Below are 18,156 nucleotides of genomic sequence, written 5' to 3' on the forward strand. Positions count from 1 at the left end.
TGCGGTTCGCCGGGTGGTGCTTGCCCAGCACGGTGCCTGCGTGAACGGCATGCACGTCGTCACTTGCGTGCACCGCCTTCGCCAGCACGCGCAGAAGCGCCCGGCGGCGCGCGCATCAACACAGCGGCGCGCTGCATCACCGGTGTCGCTACCGGCTGCGGCGCGGCTCGCATTGCCCTAACGTCTAGTTGGCACCCCCCTGCTTCGGTGCCATGCTGCCGTCACGCCAAGAGAGGCAATGCATGAGCGCGACGTCGTTGCTGTTGGGATCCTTGTTTGGCGAGCCGGCGTGCGATGCCTTGTTCAATGATGCGGCGCGCGTGCAGGCCATGCTCCACTTCGAGTCCGCGCTTGCGCGCGCGCAGGCGCAGTGCGGTGTGATTCCTGCCGACGCGGCCGCGTCCATCGCAGCCGCCTGCGATGTGCAGCACTACGACATCGCCACCCTGGCGCAGGCCACCGCGCTGGCGGGCAACCCCGCCATTCCATTGGTCAAGGCGTTGACCGCGCGCGTCGCCACGCAGGATGCCGCCGCCGCGCGCTGGGTGCACTGGGGCGCCACCAGCCAGGACGTCATCGATACCGGCATGGTGTTGCAACTGCGCGCCGCGCTCGATCTGCTGCTGCCGCGCCTGCAGGGCCTGTGTGGCGACCTGGCTGCACTGGCTGCCCGTGAGCGCGACACCGGCCTGCCCGGGCGCACCTTGTTGCAGCAGGCGGTGCCGGTGACCTTCGGGCTCAAGGTGGCCGGCTGGCTGGATGCGCTGCAGCGCGCGCAGCAACGCCTGCAGGCATTGCAGGACGATGCGCTGGTGCTGCAGTTCGGCGGCGCCGCCGGCACCCTGGCCTCGCTGCAGCAGCGCGGGCTGGACGTGGCGCAGGCGCTGGCCGCCACGCTGGCGCTGCCGCTGCCGGCCTTGCCATGGCACACCGCGCGCGACCGCATCGTCGAGGTCGGCTGCGCGTTCGCCCTGCTGGCCGGCACGCTGGGCAAGATCGGTGGCGATGTGGTGCTGCTGATGCAGTCGGAAGTCGGCGAAGCCTTCGAGCCGTCTGCTGCCGGCAAGGGGGGCTCGTCGGCGATGCCGCACAAGCGCAACCCGGTCTCCAGCGTGGCAGCGGTGGCCGCCGCCACGCGCGTGCCCGGGCTGGTGGCCACCTTGTTCAGCGCGATGGCGCAGCCGCACGAGCGTGCGGCCGGGCAATGGCATGCCGAATGGGACACCGTGCCGCAGATCGTCTGCCTCACCGCCGGCAGCCTGGCGCAGATGCAGGCCTGCCTGCGCGACCTGGAGCTGGACCGCGCGCGCATGCGGGCGCATCTGGACAGCCATGGCGGCGTGCTCTACGCCGAGGCGGCGGTGTTCGCGCTGGCCCCGCAGCTGGGCAAGCCGCAGGCCCACGCGCTGGTCGAACAGGCGGTGGCGCGCGCGCAGGCGCAGCAGCGGCATCTGCGCGAGGTGCTGGGCGAGGACGCACAGGTGAGCGCGGTGCTCACGCACGCGCAACTGCAGGCGGTGTTCGATAGCGACAGCTGGCGCGGCATGTCCTCTGTCTGGATCGATCGCGTGCTGGCCGGTTCTTCTTCCCGCTGACGGTGCTCCGATGGCTTATCTCCAGTTGCCCACCCATCGCCTGCACTACCGCCTGGACGGTACCGAAGGACGCCCCTGGCTCACCTTCTGCAATTCGCTCGGCACCGACCTGCACATGTGGGACGTGCAGATCGACGCCTTCGCCCCGCACTACCGCATCCTGCGCTACGACCGCCGCGGCCACGGGTATTCGGACACGCCCGCCGGCCCGTACAGCGTGGCCGACCTGGGCCAGGACGTGCTGGCGCTGTGGGACGCGCTGGGGATCGAGCGCAGCGACTTCTGCGGCCTGTCCATCGGTGGCCTCACCGGGCAGTGGCTGGGCCTGCACGCGGCGCAGCGGCTGCGGCGGCTGGTGCTCTGCGCCACCGCGCAGAAGATCGGCAGCACCGCCACCTGGGAAACCCGCATCGAACAGGTGCGCAGCGAGGGCCTGCCGATGCTGATCGATGCCACCTTGCAGCGCTGGTTCACGCCGGCCTTCGCCCTCAGCCATGCGCAGCGTTTGGACATGATCGCGGCCGCGTTCGTGTCCACCTCGCCGGCGGGCTACATCGCCTGTTGCCAGGCGGTGGCCGAGGCGGATTTTCGCGGCGCGCTGGACGGGCTCACCCTGCCGCTGCTGGCCCTGGCCGGCGACGACGACCCGGTTTGCCCGCCGCCGAATCTGCGCGAGATCGCCTACGCCGCGCCCGATGGTCATTACGCCCAGGTGCCCGGGCGACACATCTGCAACCTGGAATCGCCGGCTGCGTTCAATGACGCGGTGCTGGGCTTTCTCCAGGCCGATTGATCCTTCCCCCAACGAGGTCCCTCATGCACGAAGACGAGCGTTACCAGGCCGGCTTGCGCGAACGCCGACGCGTCCTGGGCGATGCCCATGTCGACCGCTCGCTGGCCGCACGCACCGAGCTGACCAGCGAATTCCAGGACCTGATCACCCGCTACGCCTGGGGCACCATCTGGACCCGCGACGGCCTGCCTACGCATACCCGCTCGCTGATCACCCTGTCGATGATGGTCGCACTGGGCCACGACGAAGAATTCAAGCTGCACGTGCGCGCGGCGCGCAACAATGGCGTCACGCCCGAGCAGATCAAGGAAGTGCTGCTGCAGGCGGCCATCTACTGCGGCGTGCCGGCGGCCAACCACGCCTTTGCGCTGGCAACGCCGATCCTGCAGGAACAGGCTGCCGAGCGCTGAGGTGCGGCATCACCGCCTCGCGCACACCCGCGCTGCCTGCCGATGTCAGTGCGCCCATCACGAGACATAGCATGACGTTCCGACCCGCCTGCCTGTTCCTGCTCCTGCTGGTCTCGCTGGCCGCGCCTGCCCAACCGCAGCCCGGACCGGGTACCCGGCTGACCCAGGTGCGCGCCGACGATGGACAGTCACTGGCCGTGTGGTCGCGCGTGCCCGCGCAGCCGCGTGGCACGGTGCTGCTGGTGCATGGCCGCACCTGGAGTGCGCTGCCCAATTTCGACCTGCAGGTGCCGGGCGAAGCGCCCGATGCGCGCTCGGTGCTTGCCGCGCTGGCGCAGGCGGGGTTCGCGGCCTATGCGGTGGATCTGCGTGGCTATGGCGGCAGTGCGCGCGACCGCAGCGGCTGGAATACGCCCACGCGCGCGGTGAACGACGTGCAACAGGTCCTGGCCTGGATCGCCCGGCAGCATCCGGAGCTGCCGCCGCCGGCGCTGATCGGGTATTCCAACGGTGCGCGGGTGGCGCTGCTGCTTGGTCAGCAGCAACCGCAGGCGGTGTCGGCGCTGGTGCTGTATGGCTTCCCGGACGATGTCGATGCGCCAGCGGCCGCCACGCCGTCGCCGGCCCGGCCGCTGCGAGAACCCACCACCGCTGCCGCAGCCGGCGAAGATTTCATTACCGCCGGCGCCGCGCCGGCCCGCGTGCGGGACGCCTACGTGGCGCAGGCGCTGGCCGCCGACCCGGTCCGTACCGATTGGCGGGCGATGGAGCAGTTCGCGTTCCGGCCCGAGCAGGTGAGCAGCTTGCCGGTGTTGCTGCTGCGTGGCGTCGACGACCCCATCGCCACGCAGGCCGATAATGCCCATGTCTACGCGCGCCTGCGCAGCGCAGATCGCAGCTGGGTCACCTTGCCGCATGCCGATCATGTGGCGCATGTCGAAGACAGCCACGCGGCCTGGGTGGATGCGGTGGTGGGCTTCCTGCGCCGGCCGCGGTGAGCCTGCGTGGCGTGCGTGCGGGGCAGCGGTCCTGCGTGCGCACCGGCCATGTGCAACGTCACCGGCTTGCAGCGCCTGCGCCGGCACACCACCGGCTGTCTTCAGCTCAGCAACGTACCCAACCGCTGCGCGGCCTGTTTCAGCGGGTCCAGCCATTGCGTCTGCATGGTCTGCAGGCTGACGCGCCCGGCCTGGGCGCCGATGTTGAGCGCGGCGATCACCTCGCCGCGCAGATTGCGCACCGGCACCGCGATCGAGCGCAGACCGATCTCCAGCTCCTGGTCGGTCAGGCACATGCCTTCGCGGCGCGCGCGCGCCAGCACCTCGAGCAGGGCCGAGGCCTGGGTCACCGTGCGATCGGTGCGCGGGCGCAGCGTGGTGCGCTCCAGGTAGGCCTGCAAGGTGTCGCCGGGCAGGGCCGCCAGCAGCACCCGCCCCATCGAGGTGCAATACGCCGGCAACCGGGTGCCCGGGCGCAGCCCGATCGACATGATGCGCACCGTCTCCGCGCGTGCCACGTACAGCAGATCGTCGCCATCCAGCACGCCCAGCGAGCAGGATTCGTGCAACTGGTCGCGCAGTGCGTCCAGCACCGGCTGTGCTGCGGCGGTCATCGACGACGAGGCCGCATACGCACCGCCGATCCCCAGCACGCGCGGCAACAGGACGTAGCCACGGCCCTGCTCGCCGACATAGCCCAGCCTGGACAGCGTGTGCAGCACACGCCGCACCGCCGCGCGCGAGATGCCGGTCTCCAGGCTGATCTGCGACATGGTCACTTCGCGTGCGTGCTGGGCGAACACGCTCAGCACCACCAGCCCGCGCCCCAGCGAAGTCATGAAGTCCGGGTCGCCCTGGGCAGCGGCGATCTGCTGCATCAACTCGTGCGGCAGACCGCGCTCGCTACCGGCCGCGGCCACGGCGGCGGGGCGTTTGCGGCGGCTGGTGGCAGGCTCGGGCATTGGGTCGCGTACGTGACAGGTCCTGTGCATGGTAAGCGCTTGCGCCAATGCATGCCCTCGGTCGCAGTGTGCGCTCCGGCATGTAAGCGCTTCACCCTGCTTGCCGCATAATCGGTGCTGACTTGTTTCGGATCGGTCCCCTTCGTCCATGAAAACCCCCACGGGCCTGCAGCCGCTGATCGACGACGGTGTCATCGACGAAGTGTTGCGGCCACTGAAGAGCGGCAAGGAAGCATCCGTCTACGTGGTCAGCGCCGGCGACGACATCCTGTGCGCCAAGGTCTACAAGGACATGGCCCAGCGCAGCTTTCAGGCACGCGTGCAATACCAGGAGGGCCGCAAGGTGCGCGGCAGCCGCCAGGCACGCGCGATGGGCAAGGCCACCAAGTTCGGCCGCAAGGAAGCCGAGACCGCCTGGAAGAACACCGAAGCCGATGCGCTCTACCAGCTGGTGGATGCCGGTGTGCACGTGCCCAAGCCGCGCGGTTACTTCCACGGCGTGCTGCTGATGGACCTGGTCACCGACGACGCCGGCCACAGCGCACCACGCCTGGGCGAAGTGGAGCTGGAGCCGGAACAGGCACGCGCCTTCCATGCCAGCCTGATCGGCGATGTGGTCAAGATGCTGTCGCTGGGCCTGGTGCATGGCGATCTGTCCGAATACAACGTGCTGGTCTCGCCCGACGGCCCGGTGGTGATCGATTTCCCGCAGGTGGTCAGTGCCGCGGGCAACAACGCCGCGCGCGACATGCTGCTGCGCGACGTGCACAACCTGCGCGATTGCCTGGGCCGCTTTGCGCCGGAGTTGCTGGACACGCACTACGGCGAGGAGATGTGGGCGCTGTTCGAGAAAGGCGAGTTGCGCCCGGATAGCGCGCTCACCGGCCGCTTCAAGTTCGACACCAAGCGCGCCGACGTGCGCGCCATCCGCGCCTCGATCGAAGACGCACGCCAGGAAAACCTGATCCGCCAGCAAGGCCGCGAAGCCGCTGCCGAAGACGACTGAGCACACTGCTCAGGCGTCTGAGCATCCTGCATCTTGGGCGGTAGGCGGCTTGCCGGATCGGGCAGGGTGGTGCCCAACTGCAGCTGTCTGTACGCGTTGCACCTGCACCGCAGCGCGTTTGGCCAATCCGGTGGATCTGCTAGTACTGCCGAAGCGGGCGTTTGGCGCACCGTTGCAGACCTCACCCGCAGCGCACCGTTGCCGTCGCTGCCGCTGTAGCAGTGACGGCAACGCAACGGTGTTGGGCGCATGGCCGCCATGCCGAACAGATTCTGTCCGGCCGCGGATTCGCAGACGTCGCGTGCATCGCGCAGGGGCGCGATGCGATGCAGCAAACACCGTCATGCGACAGGCCAGGCCGCGGTGAGAGCCCTCGTAAACAGTGGCGTTGGCGGGTGCCTGGACTGTTTCGCATGCTTGGTTATGCAAATGAATGGTGATGGCTCATAACAATCTGGCAAGCTCTGCACATCGCCCGCGCGTAATGGAGTCGCCATGTCCTTCGATCCAGATGTCGTCCGCCTGTTTGCACAGTTGCAGCAGAGCGGCGCGCCGCCGATGGAGGCGCTGCCGTTGCCGGAGGCGCGCGCAATGATGCGTGGCATGAGCGCGCAGCTCGGCTTTCCGGTGCTGCCGATGCAGGTACGCGACCTGCGCGCCGCCACTGCCGCCGGCGACGTGCCGCTGCGCCTGTACCGGCCGCCCGGCCTGAGCGACGATCCGGCGCCGACCTGTCTGTTCGTGCACGGTGGTGCCGGGGTGGTGGGCGATCTGGAGTCGCACGACGATGTGTGCCGGCAGTTGGCGGCGCGTGCCGGTTGCCAGGTGCTGGCAGTGGATTACCGCCTCGCCCCGGAACACCCGGCTCCGGCGGGCGTGGAAGATGTCATCGCCACCTTGCACTGGTTGGCGGCGCATCCGCAGCAGGTGGGTGCGGATCTGCGGCGGCTGGCGGTGGCCGGCGACAGCATGGGCGGCGCCATGGCCGCCGTCGTGGCACTGGTCGCACGCGATGCCGGCATTGCCCTGCGCTGCCAGTTGCTGCTTTACCCGCTGACCGATGCGCGCGAAGGCAGCGCAGAACATGCCTCACGCTCGACCAATGCCGACATTCCGCCATTGACTCGCGAGGCGGTGCGATTCTTCAACCAGCACCTCTTCAAGGATCCGGCAGTCATGCACGACTGGCGGATTTCGCCATTGCTGGCACCTGAGGTGGCAGGCGTTGCACCGGCGCTGATCGTGCTGGCCGAGCTGGACATCCTGCATGACGAGGGCGCGCGCTATGCCGACCGCCTGCGTGCGGCCGGCGTAGAGGTCACGGTGCATCGCTTCCCCGGCATGATCCACGGCTTCATCACCATGGGTGGCGTCATCCAGGCGGCCGAGACCACCGTGGAGCTCTGTGCCCAGACGCTGCGCAAACAGCTGTTGCCGGAATAAGGGCAGCTGATGAAACACCTGCGCTTGCCGGCATGCGCAGCGCGCGCGTCGCTGCGCGCTGCTGCATCGGCCACGACGCGTCAGAAGTTGAAACGGAAGGTTGTCATCAGCACGTGGTTCTCGCGGTCCACTGCCGATGTGTTGACGAACTGGTTCAGATAGCCCACGTCCACGTTGGCGATGGCGTTGAATTTCCAGTTGATGCCAACGAATACACGGTTCTGGTCGATGCCGCGCCGTGCACCCCATTGCGTCTGATCGAGGTTGACGAACAACTCGTTGAACAGCACCCAGGACAGCTGCGGACTGAAACCGCTCGGGCGCGTGGCGCGGATCATCTGCCGCACGCGGTAGCCCTCATCGCTGAAGTCTTCGCGATGGCGCTGTTCCAGACGGGTGCGGCTGGTAATGGTGATGTCGGCAATCGGGTCGAACTGGTATTGAAATTGCCCCCACCAACGATTTTCGCGATTGGACGGCTGGCCTGCCGGGTGGCTGATGATGGTGTCGTACCCCATCCAGACGCTGGCCTTGGGATTGAGCCGATAAAACACGGCCGGGCGCAGGATCAACTGGTCGAACTGCTCGCCTTCCTCGCGCCAGCGCGGATGGACATCCATGCTCCAGTACAGGTTTTCAACCGGTAACTTGCCCTGCGCGTAGATACTCAGCCAATACCGGCCGTCTTCTTCCGTATTGGCGTGGGCCGAACTTACCGTGGCCAGCATCACCAGTAGCACAGGGCAGGCGATGCGAAACGTCGCGGTGATTAACGTGCTAAATGCGTTCATTTAGTTAAAATGTGTCGTCGTTGGCAAATCATAGCAATATCTTTTCTGTTTCCATGGACCGTCTGGTCGGCTGATACCCCCGTGTTTCGCTTGCTTCTTCGTTATTCGGGAGAGTCCATCGCATTGCCAGATATGACACCGGTATGCCGGTCTGTGAGCTGCCGTCGGCGCGCGGAGACAAGGGCCGTTTCATGCCTCGATCCGTGTTCGATGCTGCATGACGGCCGTCAATCCGTAGATGACGGCGGTCGTGCAACACATTGCATGTAGATAAACCAATCGCGTGGCGATGTGACGCGTCAGGCGTCCCACCAACGTCCCCGCGGCGACCGCACGATGATGCGGAAGCCCGTTGCTCAGGCATGCCGAGGCATGTGGGTTACTGCGCGTATGGCTGCCGCGGACTGGGTGATGTGCATGCGCGCGGGTACGACACCCGGCAGCCGGCTCTACACCCATCAGGTACGGAAGAAGCATGGCAGACGCAGCATTTGCTCGCCGGCCGCACAGGTCATGCAGGGGGGCTGCCCACCATCCTTCCCTCAGGCGTCATGCTCCGCTCGTGGGCGGATCTTCACTGCCGCTCGGCGCCCCGCACGTTTGCCTGGGAAGTCCAGCAATCGCTGCCACCGTCACCGCGGTCGCCCGGGCCGATCACGCCACCTGGCTGCGCCGCGCACGCTCCAGATGCACCAGCAGCAGCGAGATGGCCGCCGGCGTCATGCCCGGGATGCGTTGCGCCTGGCCAATGTGTTGCGGGCGTACGCGCTCGAGTTTCTGCTGCACTTCGATCGACAGCCCGCGCACGCCGGCATAGTCGAAACCTTCCGGAATGGGCGTGTTCTCCTGGCGTTGCTGGCGCGCGATGTCGTCGCGCTGGCGGTCCAGGTAGCCGGCGTACTTGACGCTGATTTCCACCTGTTCGGCGACCTGCGCATCGTTCACGCCCGGCCCCAGTGCAGGCACGCGCATCAGACTGGCGTAGTTGAGTTCCGGGCGCTTGATCAGATCCAGCACGTTGGTTTCGCGGCTCAGCGACACACCCAGCGTCTGCGTCACCTCGCGCCCCAGGGCATTGCCCGGGGTGGCCCACAGCGCGGACAGCCGCGCGCTCTCGCGCTGCACGGCGTCCTGCTTGGCCGAAAAGCGCGCCCAGCGCGCATCATCGACCAGGCCCATGCTGCGGCCGACGCCGGTCAGGCGTGCATCGGCATTGTCCTCGCGCAGCTGCAACCGGTATTCGGCGCGGCTGGTGAACATGCGATACGGTTCGGTGGTGCCGTGGGTGATCAGATCGTCCACCAGCACACCCAGGTAAGCCTCGTCGCGGCGCGGCGACCACGCCGGCAGGCCATGCACGTGGCGTGCGGCATTGAGCCCGGCCAGCAGGCCTTGCGCGGCCGCTTCTTCGTAGCCGGTGGTGCCGTTGATCTGCCCGGCGAAGAACAGCCCGCCCACTTCCTTGGTCTCCAGCGAGGCCTTGAGCCCGCGCGGGTCGAAGAAGTCGTACTCGATGGCGTAGCCGGGGCGGGTGATGTGCGCGTTCGCAAAACCGTGGATCGAGCGCACCAGCGCCAGCTGCACATCGAATGGCAGCGAGGTGGAAATACCGTTGGGATAGATCTCGGTCACCTCCAGGCCTTCGGGCTCGACGAAGATCTGGTGGCTGGTCTTCTCGGCGAAGCGCACCACCTTGTCTTCGATCGACGGGCAGTAGCGCGGGCCGATGCCTTCGATCTGGCCCGAGTACAGCGGCGAGCGATGCAATGCGCTGCGGATGATGTCGTGGGTCTGCTCGGTGGTCTGGGTGATCCAGCAGCTGACCTGACGCGGATGGTCGCTGCGCTGGCCCATGAATGACATCACTGGCAGCGGGTCGTCGCCGGGTTGTTCGGTCATCACACCGTAGTCGAGCGTGCGCCCATCGATGCGTGGCGGGGTCCCGGTCTTGAGGCGGTCGATCGCGAACGGGCGCTCGCGCAGCCGTGCGGCCAGCGTGGTGGCCGGCGGGTCGCCCATGCGCCCCGCCGCGTATTGGGTTTCGCCGACATGGATCTTGCCGGCCAAGAACGTGCCGGCGGTCAGCACCACCGACGGCGCCTCGAAGCGCAGCCCGGTCTGGGTGATGACCCCGCGCACGCTGTCGGCCTCGCTTGCGCCGTTGTGGATGATCAGATCGTCCACCGCCGCCTGGAACACGGTCAGGTTGGATTGCGCTTCGACCATGCGGCGGATCGCGTTGCGATACAGGTTGCGGTCGGCCTGGCAGCGGGTGGCGCGCACCGCCGGCCCCTTGGAGGCATTGAGCGTGCGCCACTGGATGCCGGCCAGATCGGCCGCGTGCGCCATGGCCCCGCCCAGTGCATCGATCTCCTTGACCAGATGGCCCTTGCCGATCCCGCCGATGGCCGGGTTGCAGCTCATCGCGCCCACGGTTTCGATGTTGTGGGTCAGCAGCAAGGTGCGCGCACCGGTACGCGCGGAGGCCAGCGCGGCCTCGGTGCCGGCATGGCCGCCGCCGATCACGATGACGTCGTAGCGATAGAAAGAGTCGGACATGGGCGTGGGAACCAGGAGCAGAAGGAAGTTGGCGGCCGCGAAAGTATCGGCTGAAGGGCGAGCGAGGTCACTCGACGGGTAAAAGTGTGACGTAAGCCACATTTTAAAATACTGACCCTCAAGTTGGCATGTTTCGTGCGGATATCCCTACTGCACCCGTCGCGGCATTGCGACATGGGCGCAAAGGCTGGAATTGGAACAGGGGCCAGCCGCGCGTGCGACGGGGTAGCGTAAGGGTCGGTAGTCGGGGGACTGCCGACCCTTATTTTTTTCTGCGTCGGTGGGTGCTGACAGAGGATCCAGGCATGCAGCGTCATCTCGAGCCGCCAAGCCAATGCCAAAAACATAAAGCCCCGGCATGCCGGGGCTTTATGCATTGGAGGCGCCGATATCCGACAGGGCCGGAACAGGGGGGATCCAGATTTCCCTGTCGGACATCGACATAAGTCGGTCAGTGGGCCGGGCCGGGTCAGAAGATGACGTGGCGGGTCACACAGAGCACCTAGCTTGCGACCAAGTGCCGGCTGAACGCAAGCCCCCAATGTTGCCATTTGTGGGGCCTGTCGCAGTCAGCTTGTCACGGAATCTGCTCGCGCGTGTTGCGTGGCGCGGTCTGCCGCTGGATTTCGCGGATCACGCGCGGCGGTGCGCCAATGCGGGCCGGGGGCCGTGACGACGGGGCGCCGGTTGCCGGCGGGCGATTGGGTTGCTGCGGGCGCGGCCCGTTCGGACGGGGACCGTTGTTGAACGAGCCATTGGGACGCGGCGGACGGTACTGCGGGCGACGATCATTGGGGCGGTAGTAATACCCGCCGCCACGATAGATCGGGTAGGCCGGGTAGTCGTACAGCCCGATACCGCCCGCGCCATACGGCACGCCGTATGGGCCGCCATAAGGACCGCCGTAGTAGGGCGAGTATCCCGGCGGATAGCGATACTGCACGGCGGGCGCGCCACGGTAGTAGCCGCCTGACCCGCCTCCGGTGTAGTCGTAGGTCGCACAGCCGCCCAGGGCCAGGAGCCCGGCGGCGAAGATCAGACGGAATTTCATGGATGGTGCCCTCCTGCAACCATGATGGCACTTTCGAGCCGATGCATTGAATCGGTCCTTAACTGTGCCGCAATGTGGCGCTTTGTCATCGATCCAGCATGCGCGGGCGGTGTGCGTGCGAGCCGTGAAGAGCAAGGCGATACGTTAATCTTGCAGGCATGATCGACACGGTTCCTCTTGCCCATTCCGATGTCCTGCAGGCCGCCGCGCGCATTGCCCCGCACTGCGCGCCGACACCGTTGCTGACCTCGCACAGCCTGGATGCGCTCTGTGGCGCGCAGCTGTTCTTCAAGGCCGAGCATCTGCAGCGTGGCGGCGCCTTCAAGTTTCGCGGGGCCTGCAACGCGGTGTGGTCGCTGCCGGACGCGCTGGCCCCGCGTGGCGTGGTGACCCATTCGTCCGGCAACCACGGCGCGGCGCTGGCCTTGGCGGCGCGTACCCGCGGCATCGGCTGCCATGTGGTGGTGCCCGAGGGCGCGGTGGCCGCCAAATTGGCCAATATTTCCCGGCACGGCGCCACGCTGTGGCGCTGTGCGCCGACCATCGCCGCGCGCGAGCAGCTGTGTGCCCAGGTGCAGGCCAGTGTCGGGGCGACCCTCGTGCATCCGTACACCGATCCGGCGGTGATCGCCGGGCAGGGCACTGCCACGTTGGAGTTGCTGCACCAGAGCGGTGGGCTGGATGTGGTGCTGGCGCCGGTCGGTGGCGGCGGGCTGGCTGCCGGGGCGGCCCTGGCGCTGCAGGCCGCCCCCGGATGCGCGCTGGTGCTGGCCGAGCCCAGCGGCGCGGCCGACACCGCACGCTCGCTGGCGGCCGGGCAGCGCCTGGTCGACTTCATCCCCGACACCGTCTGCGACGGTCTGCGCGGCACCCTGGGCACGCCGAATTTCGTGCTGCTGCAGGCCGCTGGCGCGCAGGTGATCACCGTGGACGATGCCGCCGTGGTGCAGGCGATGCGGCTGATCTGGCAGGTGCTCAAGCAGGTGGTGGAGCCGTCGTCGGCGATCACGCTGGCGGCGCTGCTGGCCGACCCGGCGCGGTTTGCCGGCAAGCGGGTGGGGGTGATCCTGTCCGGCGGCAACGTCGACCTGGACGCAGTGCCCTGGGCCGCCGCGTGAGCAGGCGTCGGCGCGGGCTCGGCCTGTGGGGCTGGGGCTGGCGGTTATGCATGCTGGCGGTGATCTGGCTGGTGGCGGTGGCCGGGTGGATCGTGTGGGTGGGCGACCGCGACCAGGCCGCACCGGCCGATGTGATCATCGTACTGGGTGCGGCCGCCTACGACGCACGTCCCTCCCCGGTGTTCGAAGAACGCATCCGGCATGCGCTGGACCTGTACGCCCAAGGGTATGCACCGCGCCTGCTATTTACCGGCGGCTTCGGCAACGGCGCGCGCTTTGCCGAGTCGCAGGTGGCACGCCGTTACGCGCTGCGTCACGGCGTGCCGCCGGACGCGATCGTGATCGAGACGGTCTCGCGCACCACCCGGCAGAACCTGGAACAGGCGCGCGTGCTGATGGCCCGCCATGGCATGCACCGGGCGATCATCGTCAGCGACCCGCTGCACATGGCGCGCGCGCTGCGGCTCAGTCAGGAACTGGGCGTGGATGCGCTGGCCTCGTCCACGCCCAGCACGCGCTTTCGCAGCTTCCACACCAGCTGGCGATTTTTGCTGCAGGAGGTCTATTACTTCCACCGCGACCTGGTGGTGCAAGGTCCGTGACCGCAGGCCTATGATGCGGCTTTCCCAGCGGCAGGTTCGAGCATGAGCGAGAGCAATCGGCAACGCGCCACCGGCCTGGTCCAGGCCTATTACGAAGCATTCAACCGTGGCGATTGGGACGGCATGTTGGCGTTTTTGGCCGACGATGTCGCGCATGACCTCAACCAGGGCCCACGCGAGATCGGACGTGCGGACTTTGCCGCCTTCCTGCAGCGCATGAACGACAGTTACCGCGAGCAGCTGCGCGATGTCGTGATCACCGCCAGCGACGACGGCACGCGCGTGGGGGCCGAATACGTGGTGCACGGGGTCTACCACACCACCGACGAAGGCCTGCCGGACGCCAACGGGCAGACCTACGTACTGCCGGGCGGGGCCTTTTTCGAGGTGCGCGAGGGCAAGATCACCCGCGTCACCAACTACTACAACCTGCAGGAGTGGATCGCGCAGGTGTCGCGCTGAGTGACGACTAGCGCTGCGTAGGAGCGCGCTTGCGCGCGATGAGGCATTCCCGGTAACGCCTCATCGCGCGCAAGCGCGCTCCTACGCGGTTGGTCCGAGTTACAGCAACACGATCCCGACCACCACCAGGATGAAGATGCCCCACTTGAGCACCTGGTAGAGCGGGTTGTTGCGTTCCTTCAGCGCCTTGGCCTTCAGCCGCGCGGCGTAGAAATACCGGAACACGCGGTTGATGCCGCCGGTCTTGTCGCCTTCCTGATTGGGTGAGGCACCGGCCGAGAGCAGGCTGCGGCCGACGAAGCGGTTCACTGCCGCCGCCCAGCGCCAGCGCATTGGGCGCTCGATGTCGCAGAACAGGATGATGCGGTCCTGGTCTGTGTCGTTGCGCGCGTAGTGGATATAGGTCTCGTCGAACATGGTCCACTCGCCATCGCGCCAGCTGTGGCGCTGGCCGTCGACATCGATGAAGCAACGGTCGTCGTTGGGCGTGGCCAGGCCAAGGTGCAACCGCATGGAACCGGCGAACGGGTCGCGGTGCGGGCGCAGTTCGCTGCCCGGCGGCAGCTCGGCGAACATCGCCGCCTTGACCGTGGGGATGGATTTGAGCAACGCGGTGGTCTGCGGGCACAGCTCGGCTGCAGACGGGTGCGCAGTGCCGTACCACTTCAGATAGAAGCGCTTCCAGCCGCGGCGGAAAAACGAATTGAAGCCGATGTCGGTATAACCGTCGGCGGCGCGGATCTTCTGCATCTGCTGCAGCGCCACCGCTTCATCGCGGATCACCGGCCAGTGGGCGCGCAGCGGCGCCAGCTCGGGAAACTCCTTGCCCGGGTCGATGAACGGCGTGGTCGGCACGCGCGAACACAGATACATCAGCGTGTTGATCGGCGCCATGAAAGTGGAATGGTCCAGCAGCTGCCGGCTGAGCCGGTGCCGCACGCGACCGCGGTAATGGATGTACAGCGCCGATGCGATGAACAGCGCGATGATGAGCCACTTCAACATGGGGAACGCCAATGGGGGCGGGGGGCCGCAACAGAGGGGAAGGCCGCCGGCGGGCAACGCCGGGCAGGGGAAGCCTTTAGCGGATGAATTCTACCGGGTGTGGCGGCTGCGCCCGGCCACTGCACAGCGGCGCCGGCGCAATACTGTGTGTCACCGGAACCGGCGCGCGGGCGCGGCCACTGTGCACCGCCTCAATCGCGGCGGCGGCGGATCGGAATCGAGGCCACCGGCACGCTGGCGACGTCATGCCCCTGTTCGCGGATGGGGGCGCCCGGCGCCGGAGCCCAGGCATGGGCATAGATCACTTCCCAGGAGCTGGGCAGGGTGCCGTCGGGCCGGCGCAGCGGTTCGTAGGCGGCACTGGCGGCGGCAAAGCGGCCGCGTCCGGTGAGCGTGGCGCGGCGATTGCTGAGCGCGTTGGTGGCGCCCATCGCCCGCAGCTCGCGCATCAGGGCGGGCAGGTCGTTGTAGGTGAGCGTGAACAGGTCGCGGTCCAGTACCGGGTCGCGGAAGCCGGACATCAGCAGGGCATCGCCGAACTGCGCGATCGGCGGGAAGCGGCTGACGTGCGGGGCGGGGTCGGCCTGGGCGAATGCATCGCGCAGCTCGATCAGAGTCTCCGGGCCGAAGGTCGAGCACAGCAGCAGGCCGCCCGGCCGCAGGGCGCGGCGGAAGCCGGCAAACACCGCCGGCAGGTCTTCCACCCATTGCAGGCACAGATTGCTGAAGATCACATCCACGCTGCCATCGGCGACGGGGAGTGCGCGCGCATCGGCGCAGACCTGCGCAAACGGCTTCCACCACCCGGCTGCCTTGCGCGCCTGGCGCAGCATCGGCATGGCCTGGTCGAGCGCGATCACCTGCGCCTTGGGCCAGCGTTTCTTGATCGCAGCGCTGGCATGGCCGGGGCCGGCGCCGACATCCAGCACCACCTTGGGCACCTGCTCGCCCAGGTAGTCGAGCGATTCGAGCAGGCGCGTTTCCACTTCGCGCTGCAGCGCGGCGGCGGCGGCATAACTGCTGGCGGCACGCGCAAACGCGCGCCGGACGTGGCGGGGGTCGAAAGTGCTGTTCATTGCGGCGCTATTGTCGCCTCTGGGCGAGGCGGAGGGAATCGATGGATGGGGCCGGGCGCGGCGCTAGAACGTGCCCGGATAACTGCCGCCATCGATGAGCAGGTTCTGCCCGGTGATGTAGCCGGCCTGCGCGGCGCACAGGAATGCGCAGGCCGCGCCGAATTCGTCCGGCTCGCCAAAACGCGCCGCCGGGATACCCGCACGCTTGCGCTCGGCGACTTCTTCGAGCGTGCTGCCCTGCTGCTGCGCGATGGTGGCGAAGTTGCCCCGCAGGCGGTCGGTGGCGAACTGGCCGGGCAGCAGGTTGTTGATGGTGACGTTGTCGGCCACGGTGCTGCGCGCCAGCCCGGCAACGAAGCCGGTGAGGCCGGCACGTGCGCCATTGGACAGGCCCAGGATGTCGATCGGCGCCTTCACCGCACTGGAGGTGATGTTGACGATGCGGCCGAAGCGGCGCGCACGCATGCCATCGACGGTGGCGCGGATCAGTTCGATCGGGGCGAGCATGTTGGCGTCCAGCGCGCGTAGCCAATCTTCGCGTTCCCAGTGGCGGAAATCGCCCGGCGGCGGGCCGCCGGCGTTGTTGATCAGGATGTCCACCTGCGGGCAGGCGGCGAGCGCGGCGCTGCGTCCCTGCGGCGTTGCGATATCGGCGACCACGCTGCGCACCTCGCCAGCGCCGGGAACTGCGCGCAATGCCTCGGCCGCATGCTCCAGCGCGTCGCGGCCGCGCGCGACGATGACCACGTTGACGCCTTCGCCGGCCAGGGCACGTGCACAACCCAGCCCCAGTCCCTTGCTGGCGGCGCAGACCAGGGCCCAGCGGCCAGCGATTCCCAGATCCATGCGGTATGTCCTCGATCAGCGATGCTGCATGATCGGCGATCCGCTCACGGCACGGACGCAACGAAGCGTTGCAGTGCCTCGCTCACTTGATCGGCGTGACCGAGAAAGGGGGCGTGGCCACCGCCGGCAATGGTGAGCGCCTGCGCATGCGGGGTGAGCGCAGCGGCGGCATGCATGCCCGCGGCAGGCACCAGGCGATCGCGCTGGCCGGCGATCCACAGGCTGGGACGTGCGAGCTGCGGCAAGGCGCGGCGCAGGTCGGTGCGTTCGAGCAGGGTGAGCCCCTGCTGCAAGGCCTCGGGCGCCGGTTCGCCGCGTGCGGTGAGCGTTTCGCGCAGGCTGCGCAGTTCGCTGCGTGCATGCGCCGAGCCGAGCGTGTCCAGCGCCAGAAACCGCTCCAATGTGCCGCGGTAATCGCGCGTCAACTCTTTGCCGAATTGCACGAACACGTCGCGCTCGACTGCGTCCGGCCAGTCGCTGCCCCGCACGAAACGCGGCGTGGCCGCGATCATCGCCAGCCCGCGCACCTGCGGTTGGGTGGCGGCGGCATGCAGCGCAAACAGCCCGCCCAGCGACCAGCCCAGCCACACCGCAGGCGGGGTGGCGGCGGCAATGGCCGCAACCACATACGGCAAGGCCAGTGGCGTGCTGTCGTCGCGACTGAAGCCGTGCCCGGGCAGGTCGACCAGATGCAGTTGATAGTGCGGTGACAGGCGCTCGACCAGCGGCGCGAACACTCCGCCGTGCAGTGCCCAGCCGTGCAGGAGAACCAGCGCAGGCCCATGGCCGATGACATCGATATGCATGGGCGCATTGTCGCCGATTGTTGGGTGCCGATACGCGTTGATCGCGGCGCGTTGGTGCTGCGACAGGGCTCAGAAATACCGGATGGTGGCGGCCTTGTCGCCGATTGCAGTTTGCCGATCGGCGCTTGGGTGTTCAGGTACGGCGCTGCTGCTGCGCGTCGGCGTCAGTGCGAGACGGCTGCACGCAGTGCGCCGATCTTCGGGGCCAGCAACGCCCACTGCGCGCGCGCGTAGCCGCGCCAGCACCAACGCGCCGGCCAGCGCCAGCGCCGTGCACGCCGCGCCTGGATCGTGGCCGCCAACCACTCGGGATCGAATCGGTTCCACACGCCGGCCACGCTGCGCAGATTGCCGATCAGGACCGGATGCACCTCGTGCAACAGCATCGTGCGCAACTGCATCAGGGTGAACGGCGAGGCGGCCAGCACGTACGCGATGCCATCGTCGTCGCGACTGTCAGTATCCAGATACAGCAGCGACAAGGCTTCCCATACGCGGCGCTGCGCCGCCGAGGCTGTATGGGGTGTCGCCGGCGGCATGTCAGTGAAAAGAGGCCATCAATGGCGAACACGCAAACGCTGCATCACCGGTGCGATGCATGCTGGGCCGGTTGCAACGGAGAATCGGCGCGCG

Annotated in this window: 18 protein-coding genes; 9 read left to right on the plus strand and 9 right to left on the minus strand. The window is 67.7% G+C overall.

Features of this window, described 5'->3' with window-relative positions:
• Nucleotides 1-242 precede the first annotated feature (242 nt).
• From ACCQ12_RS01945 to ACCQ12_RS01960, 4 genes are all read left to right on the plus strand, one after another.
• Nucleotides 243-1,595 (plus strand): 3-carboxy-cis,cis-muconate cycloisomerase, encoded by a 1,353-nt coding sequence (locus ACCQ12_RS01945; protein WP_372382808.1) that lies wholly within the window; start codon nt 243-245, stop codon nt 1,593-1,595.
• A 10-nt stretch (nt 1,596-1,605) separates the two neighbouring features.
• Entirely contained in the window at nt 1,606-2,388 is a 783-nt protein-coding gene (gene pcaD, locus ACCQ12_RS01950) for a 3-oxoadipate enol-lactonase (RefSeq protein WP_047695504.1), read from the plus strand.
• 23 nt (nt 2,389-2,411) lie between these two features.
• Nucleotides 2,412-2,798 carry a 4-carboxymuconolactone decarboxylase gene (gene pcaC / locus ACCQ12_RS01955; RefSeq protein WP_372382809.1) on the plus strand — a complete coding sequence of 129 codons (387 nt, stop codon included), beginning with the start codon at nt 2,412-2,414 and terminating at the stop codon, nt 2,796-2,798.
• A 71-nt stretch (nt 2,799-2,869) separates the two neighbouring features.
• Nucleotides 2,870-3,796, plus strand: a complete 927-nt coding sequence (locus tag ACCQ12_RS01960; protein ID WP_047695502.1) for an alpha/beta hydrolase — start codon at nt 2,870-2,872, stop codon at nt 3,794-3,796.
• Nucleotides 3,797-3,897: 101 nt separating this feature from the next.
• On the opposite strand, the gene ACCQ12_RS01965 is transcribed toward ACCQ12_RS01960, so the two are convergent.
• Nucleotides 3,898-4,758: an IclR family transcriptional regulator domain-containing protein gene (locus ACCQ12_RS01965; RefSeq protein ID WP_372382810.1), complete on the minus strand. Its 861-nt coding sequence runs from the start codon at nt 4,756-4,758 to the stop codon at nt 3,898-3,900.
• 148 nt (nt 4,759-4,906) lie between these two features.
• On the opposite strand from ACCQ12_RS01965, the gene ACCQ12_RS01970 reads away from it, so the two are divergent.
• Nucleotides 4,907-5,764, plus strand: coding sequence for a PA4780 family RIO1-like protein kinase (locus ACCQ12_RS01970; RefSeq protein WP_047695500.1), 858 nt, complete (start codon nt 4,907-4,909; stop codon nt 5,762-5,764).
• 495 nt (nt 5,765-6,259) lie between these two features.
• Entirely contained in the window at nt 6,260-7,207 is a 948-nt protein-coding gene (locus tag ACCQ12_RS01975; protein WP_372382811.1) for an alpha/beta hydrolase, read from the plus strand.
• 80 nt (nt 7,208-7,287) lie between these two features.
• Here ACCQ12_RS01975 and ACCQ12_RS01980 read toward each other — a convergent pair whose 3' ends face one another.
• From ACCQ12_RS01980 to ACCQ12_RS01990, 3 genes are all read right to left on the minus strand, one after another.
• Nucleotides 7,288-7,998 carry a DUF2490 domain-containing protein gene (locus ACCQ12_RS01980; RefSeq protein ID WP_104579353.1) on the minus strand — a complete coding sequence of 237 codons (711 nt, stop codon included), beginning with the start codon at nt 7,996-7,998 and terminating at the stop codon, nt 7,288-7,290.
• A 654-nt stretch (nt 7,999-8,652) separates the two neighbouring features.
• Complete coding sequence (gene mnmG / locus ACCQ12_RS01985; RefSeq protein ID WP_372382812.1) at nt 8,653-10,557, minus strand: tRNA uridine-5-carboxymethylaminomethyl(34) synthesis enzyme MnmG; 1,905 nt, start codon at nt 10,555-10,557, stop codon at nt 8,653-8,655.
• Between the two features lie 577 nt (nt 10,558-11,134).
• Nucleotides 11,135-11,608: a hypothetical protein gene (locus tag ACCQ12_RS01990; RefSeq protein ID WP_372382813.1), complete on the minus strand. Its 474-nt coding sequence runs from the start codon at nt 11,606-11,608 to the stop codon at nt 11,135-11,137.
• A gap of 158 nt (nt 11,609-11,766) precedes the next feature.
• Between ACCQ12_RS01990 and ACCQ12_RS01995 the strand changes: the two genes are divergently transcribed.
• From ACCQ12_RS01995 to ACCQ12_RS02005, 3 genes are read left to right on the plus strand one after another with little or no spacing between them, the layout of a single operon-like run.
• Nucleotides 11,767-12,726, plus strand: coding sequence for a pyridoxal-phosphate dependent enzyme (locus tag ACCQ12_RS01995; RefSeq protein WP_372382814.1), 960 nt, complete (start codon nt 11,767-11,769; stop codon nt 12,724-12,726).
• Nucleotides 12,711-13,328: a YdcF family protein gene (locus ACCQ12_RS02000; RefSeq protein ID WP_123137571.1), complete on the plus strand. Its 618-nt coding sequence runs from the start codon at nt 12,711-12,713 to the stop codon at nt 13,326-13,328. Before ACCQ12_RS01995 ends, ACCQ12_RS02000 begins: the two co-directional genes overlap by 16 nt.
• 42 nt (nt 13,329-13,370) lie before the next feature.
• Nucleotides 13,371-13,790, plus strand: a complete 420-nt coding sequence (locus ACCQ12_RS02005; protein WP_166749741.1) for a nuclear transport factor 2 family protein — start codon at nt 13,371-13,373, stop codon at nt 13,788-13,790.
• 99 nt (nt 13,791-13,889) lie between these two features.
• Here the strand turns inward: ACCQ12_RS02005 and lpxO are convergent, their stop codons facing one another.
• The 5 genes from lpxO to ACCQ12_RS02030 form a co-directional block, all read right to left on the minus strand.
• Nucleotides 13,890-14,795 (minus strand): lipid A hydroxylase LpxO, encoded by a 906-nt coding sequence (gene lpxO, locus ACCQ12_RS02010; RefSeq protein WP_372382815.1) that lies wholly within the window; start codon nt 14,793-14,795, stop codon nt 13,890-13,892.
• A gap of 191 nt (nt 14,796-14,986) precedes the next feature.
• Nucleotides 14,987-15,871 carry a malonyl-ACP O-methyltransferase BioC gene (bioC, locus tag ACCQ12_RS02015; RefSeq protein WP_039415232.1) on the minus strand — a complete coding sequence of 295 codons (885 nt, stop codon included), beginning with the start codon at nt 15,869-15,871 and terminating at the stop codon, nt 14,987-14,989.
• A 63-nt stretch (nt 15,872-15,934) separates the two neighbouring features.
• Complete coding sequence (locus ACCQ12_RS02020) at nt 15,935-16,717, minus strand: SDR family oxidoreductase (RefSeq protein ID WP_047695494.1); 783 nt, start codon at nt 16,715-16,717, stop codon at nt 15,935-15,937.
• 44 nt (nt 16,718-16,761) lie between these two features.
• Nucleotides 16,762-17,523 carry a pimeloyl-ACP methyl ester esterase BioH gene (bioH, locus tag ACCQ12_RS02025; RefSeq protein WP_104579348.1) on the minus strand — a complete coding sequence of 254 codons (762 nt, stop codon included), beginning with the start codon at nt 17,521-17,523 and terminating at the stop codon, nt 16,762-16,764.
• Between the two features lie 164 nt (nt 17,524-17,687).
• On the minus strand, nt 17,688-18,062 hold the full coding sequence (locus ACCQ12_RS02030) for a DUF7079 family protein (protein ID WP_372382816.1): 375 nt from the start codon (nt 18,060-18,062) through the stop codon (nt 17,688-17,690).
• Nucleotides 18,063-18,156: the final 94 nt, after the last annotated feature.

The organism is Xanthomonas sp. NCPPB 1068 (assembly GCF_041479385.2).
Lineage (GTDB): Bacteria > Pseudomonadota > Gammaproteobacteria > Xanthomonadales > Xanthomonadaceae > Xanthomonas > Xanthomonas cannabis.

Excerpts from the sequence above, each read along its gene's own strand:
- ACCQ12_RS01980 (WP_104579353.1), bottom strand. The coding sequence starts at position 7,998 with ATGAACGCATTTAGCACGTTAATCACCGCGACGTTTCGCATCGCCTGC.
- lpxO (WP_372382815.1), bottom strand. The coding sequence starts at position 14,795 with ATGTTGAAGTGGCTCATCATCGCGCTGTTCATCGCATCGGCGCTGTAC.
- ACCQ12_RS02020 (WP_047695494.1), bottom strand. The coding sequence starts at position 16,717 with ATGGATCTGGGAATCGCTGGCCGCTGGGCCCTGGTCTGCGCCGCCAGC.
- ACCQ12_RS01945 (WP_372382808.1), top strand. The coding sequence starts at position 243 with ATGAGCGCGACGTCGTTGCTGTTGGGATCCTTGTTTGGCGAGCCGGCG.
- ACCQ12_RS01960 (WP_047695502.1), top strand. The coding sequence starts at position 2,870 with ATGACGTTCCGACCCGCCTGCCTGTTCCTGCTCCTGCTGGTCTCGCTG.
- ACCQ12_RS02005 (WP_166749741.1), top strand. The coding sequence starts at position 13,371 with ATGAGCGAGAGCAATCGGCAACGCGCCACCGGCCTGGTCCAGGCCTAT.
- pcaC (WP_372382809.1), top strand. The coding sequence starts at position 2,412 with ATGCACGAAGACGAGCGTTACCAGGCCGGCTTGCGCGAACGCCGACGC.
- ACCQ12_RS02030 (WP_372382816.1), bottom strand. The coding sequence starts at position 18,062 with ATGCCGCCGGCGACACCCCATACAGCCTCGGCGGCGCAGCGCCGCGTA.
- ACCQ12_RS01995 (WP_372382814.1), top strand. The coding sequence starts at position 11,767 with ATGATCGACACGGTTCCTCTTGCCCATTCCGATGTCCTGCAGGCCGCC.
- ACCQ12_RS01975 (WP_372382811.1), top strand. The coding sequence starts at position 6,260 with ATGTCCTTCGATCCAGATGTCGTCCGCCTGTTTGCACAGTTGCAGCAG.
- pcaD (WP_047695504.1), top strand. The coding sequence starts at position 1,606 with ATGGCTTATCTCCAGTTGCCCACCCATCGCCTGCACTACCGCCTGGAC.
- ACCQ12_RS01990 (WP_372382813.1), bottom strand. The coding sequence starts at position 11,608 with ATGAAATTCCGTCTGATCTTCGCCGCCGGGCTCCTGGCCCTGGGCGGC.
- ACCQ12_RS01970 (WP_047695500.1), top strand. The coding sequence starts at position 4,907 with ATGAAAACCCCCACGGGCCTGCAGCCGCTGATCGACGACGGTGTCATC.
- mnmG (WP_372382812.1), bottom strand. The coding sequence starts at position 10,557 with ATGTCCGACTCTTTCTATCGCTACGACGTCATCGTGATCGGCGGCGGC.
- ACCQ12_RS01965 (WP_372382810.1), bottom strand. The coding sequence starts at position 4,758 with ATGCCCGAGCCTGCCACCAGCCGCCGCAAACGCCCCGCCGCCGTGGCC.
- bioH (WP_104579348.1), bottom strand. The coding sequence starts at position 17,523 with ATGCATATCGATGTCATCGGCCATGGGCCTGCGCTGGTTCTCCTGCAC.
- bioC (WP_039415232.1), bottom strand. The coding sequence starts at position 15,871 with ATGAACAGCACTTTCGACCCCCGCCACGTCCGGCGCGCGTTTGCGCGT.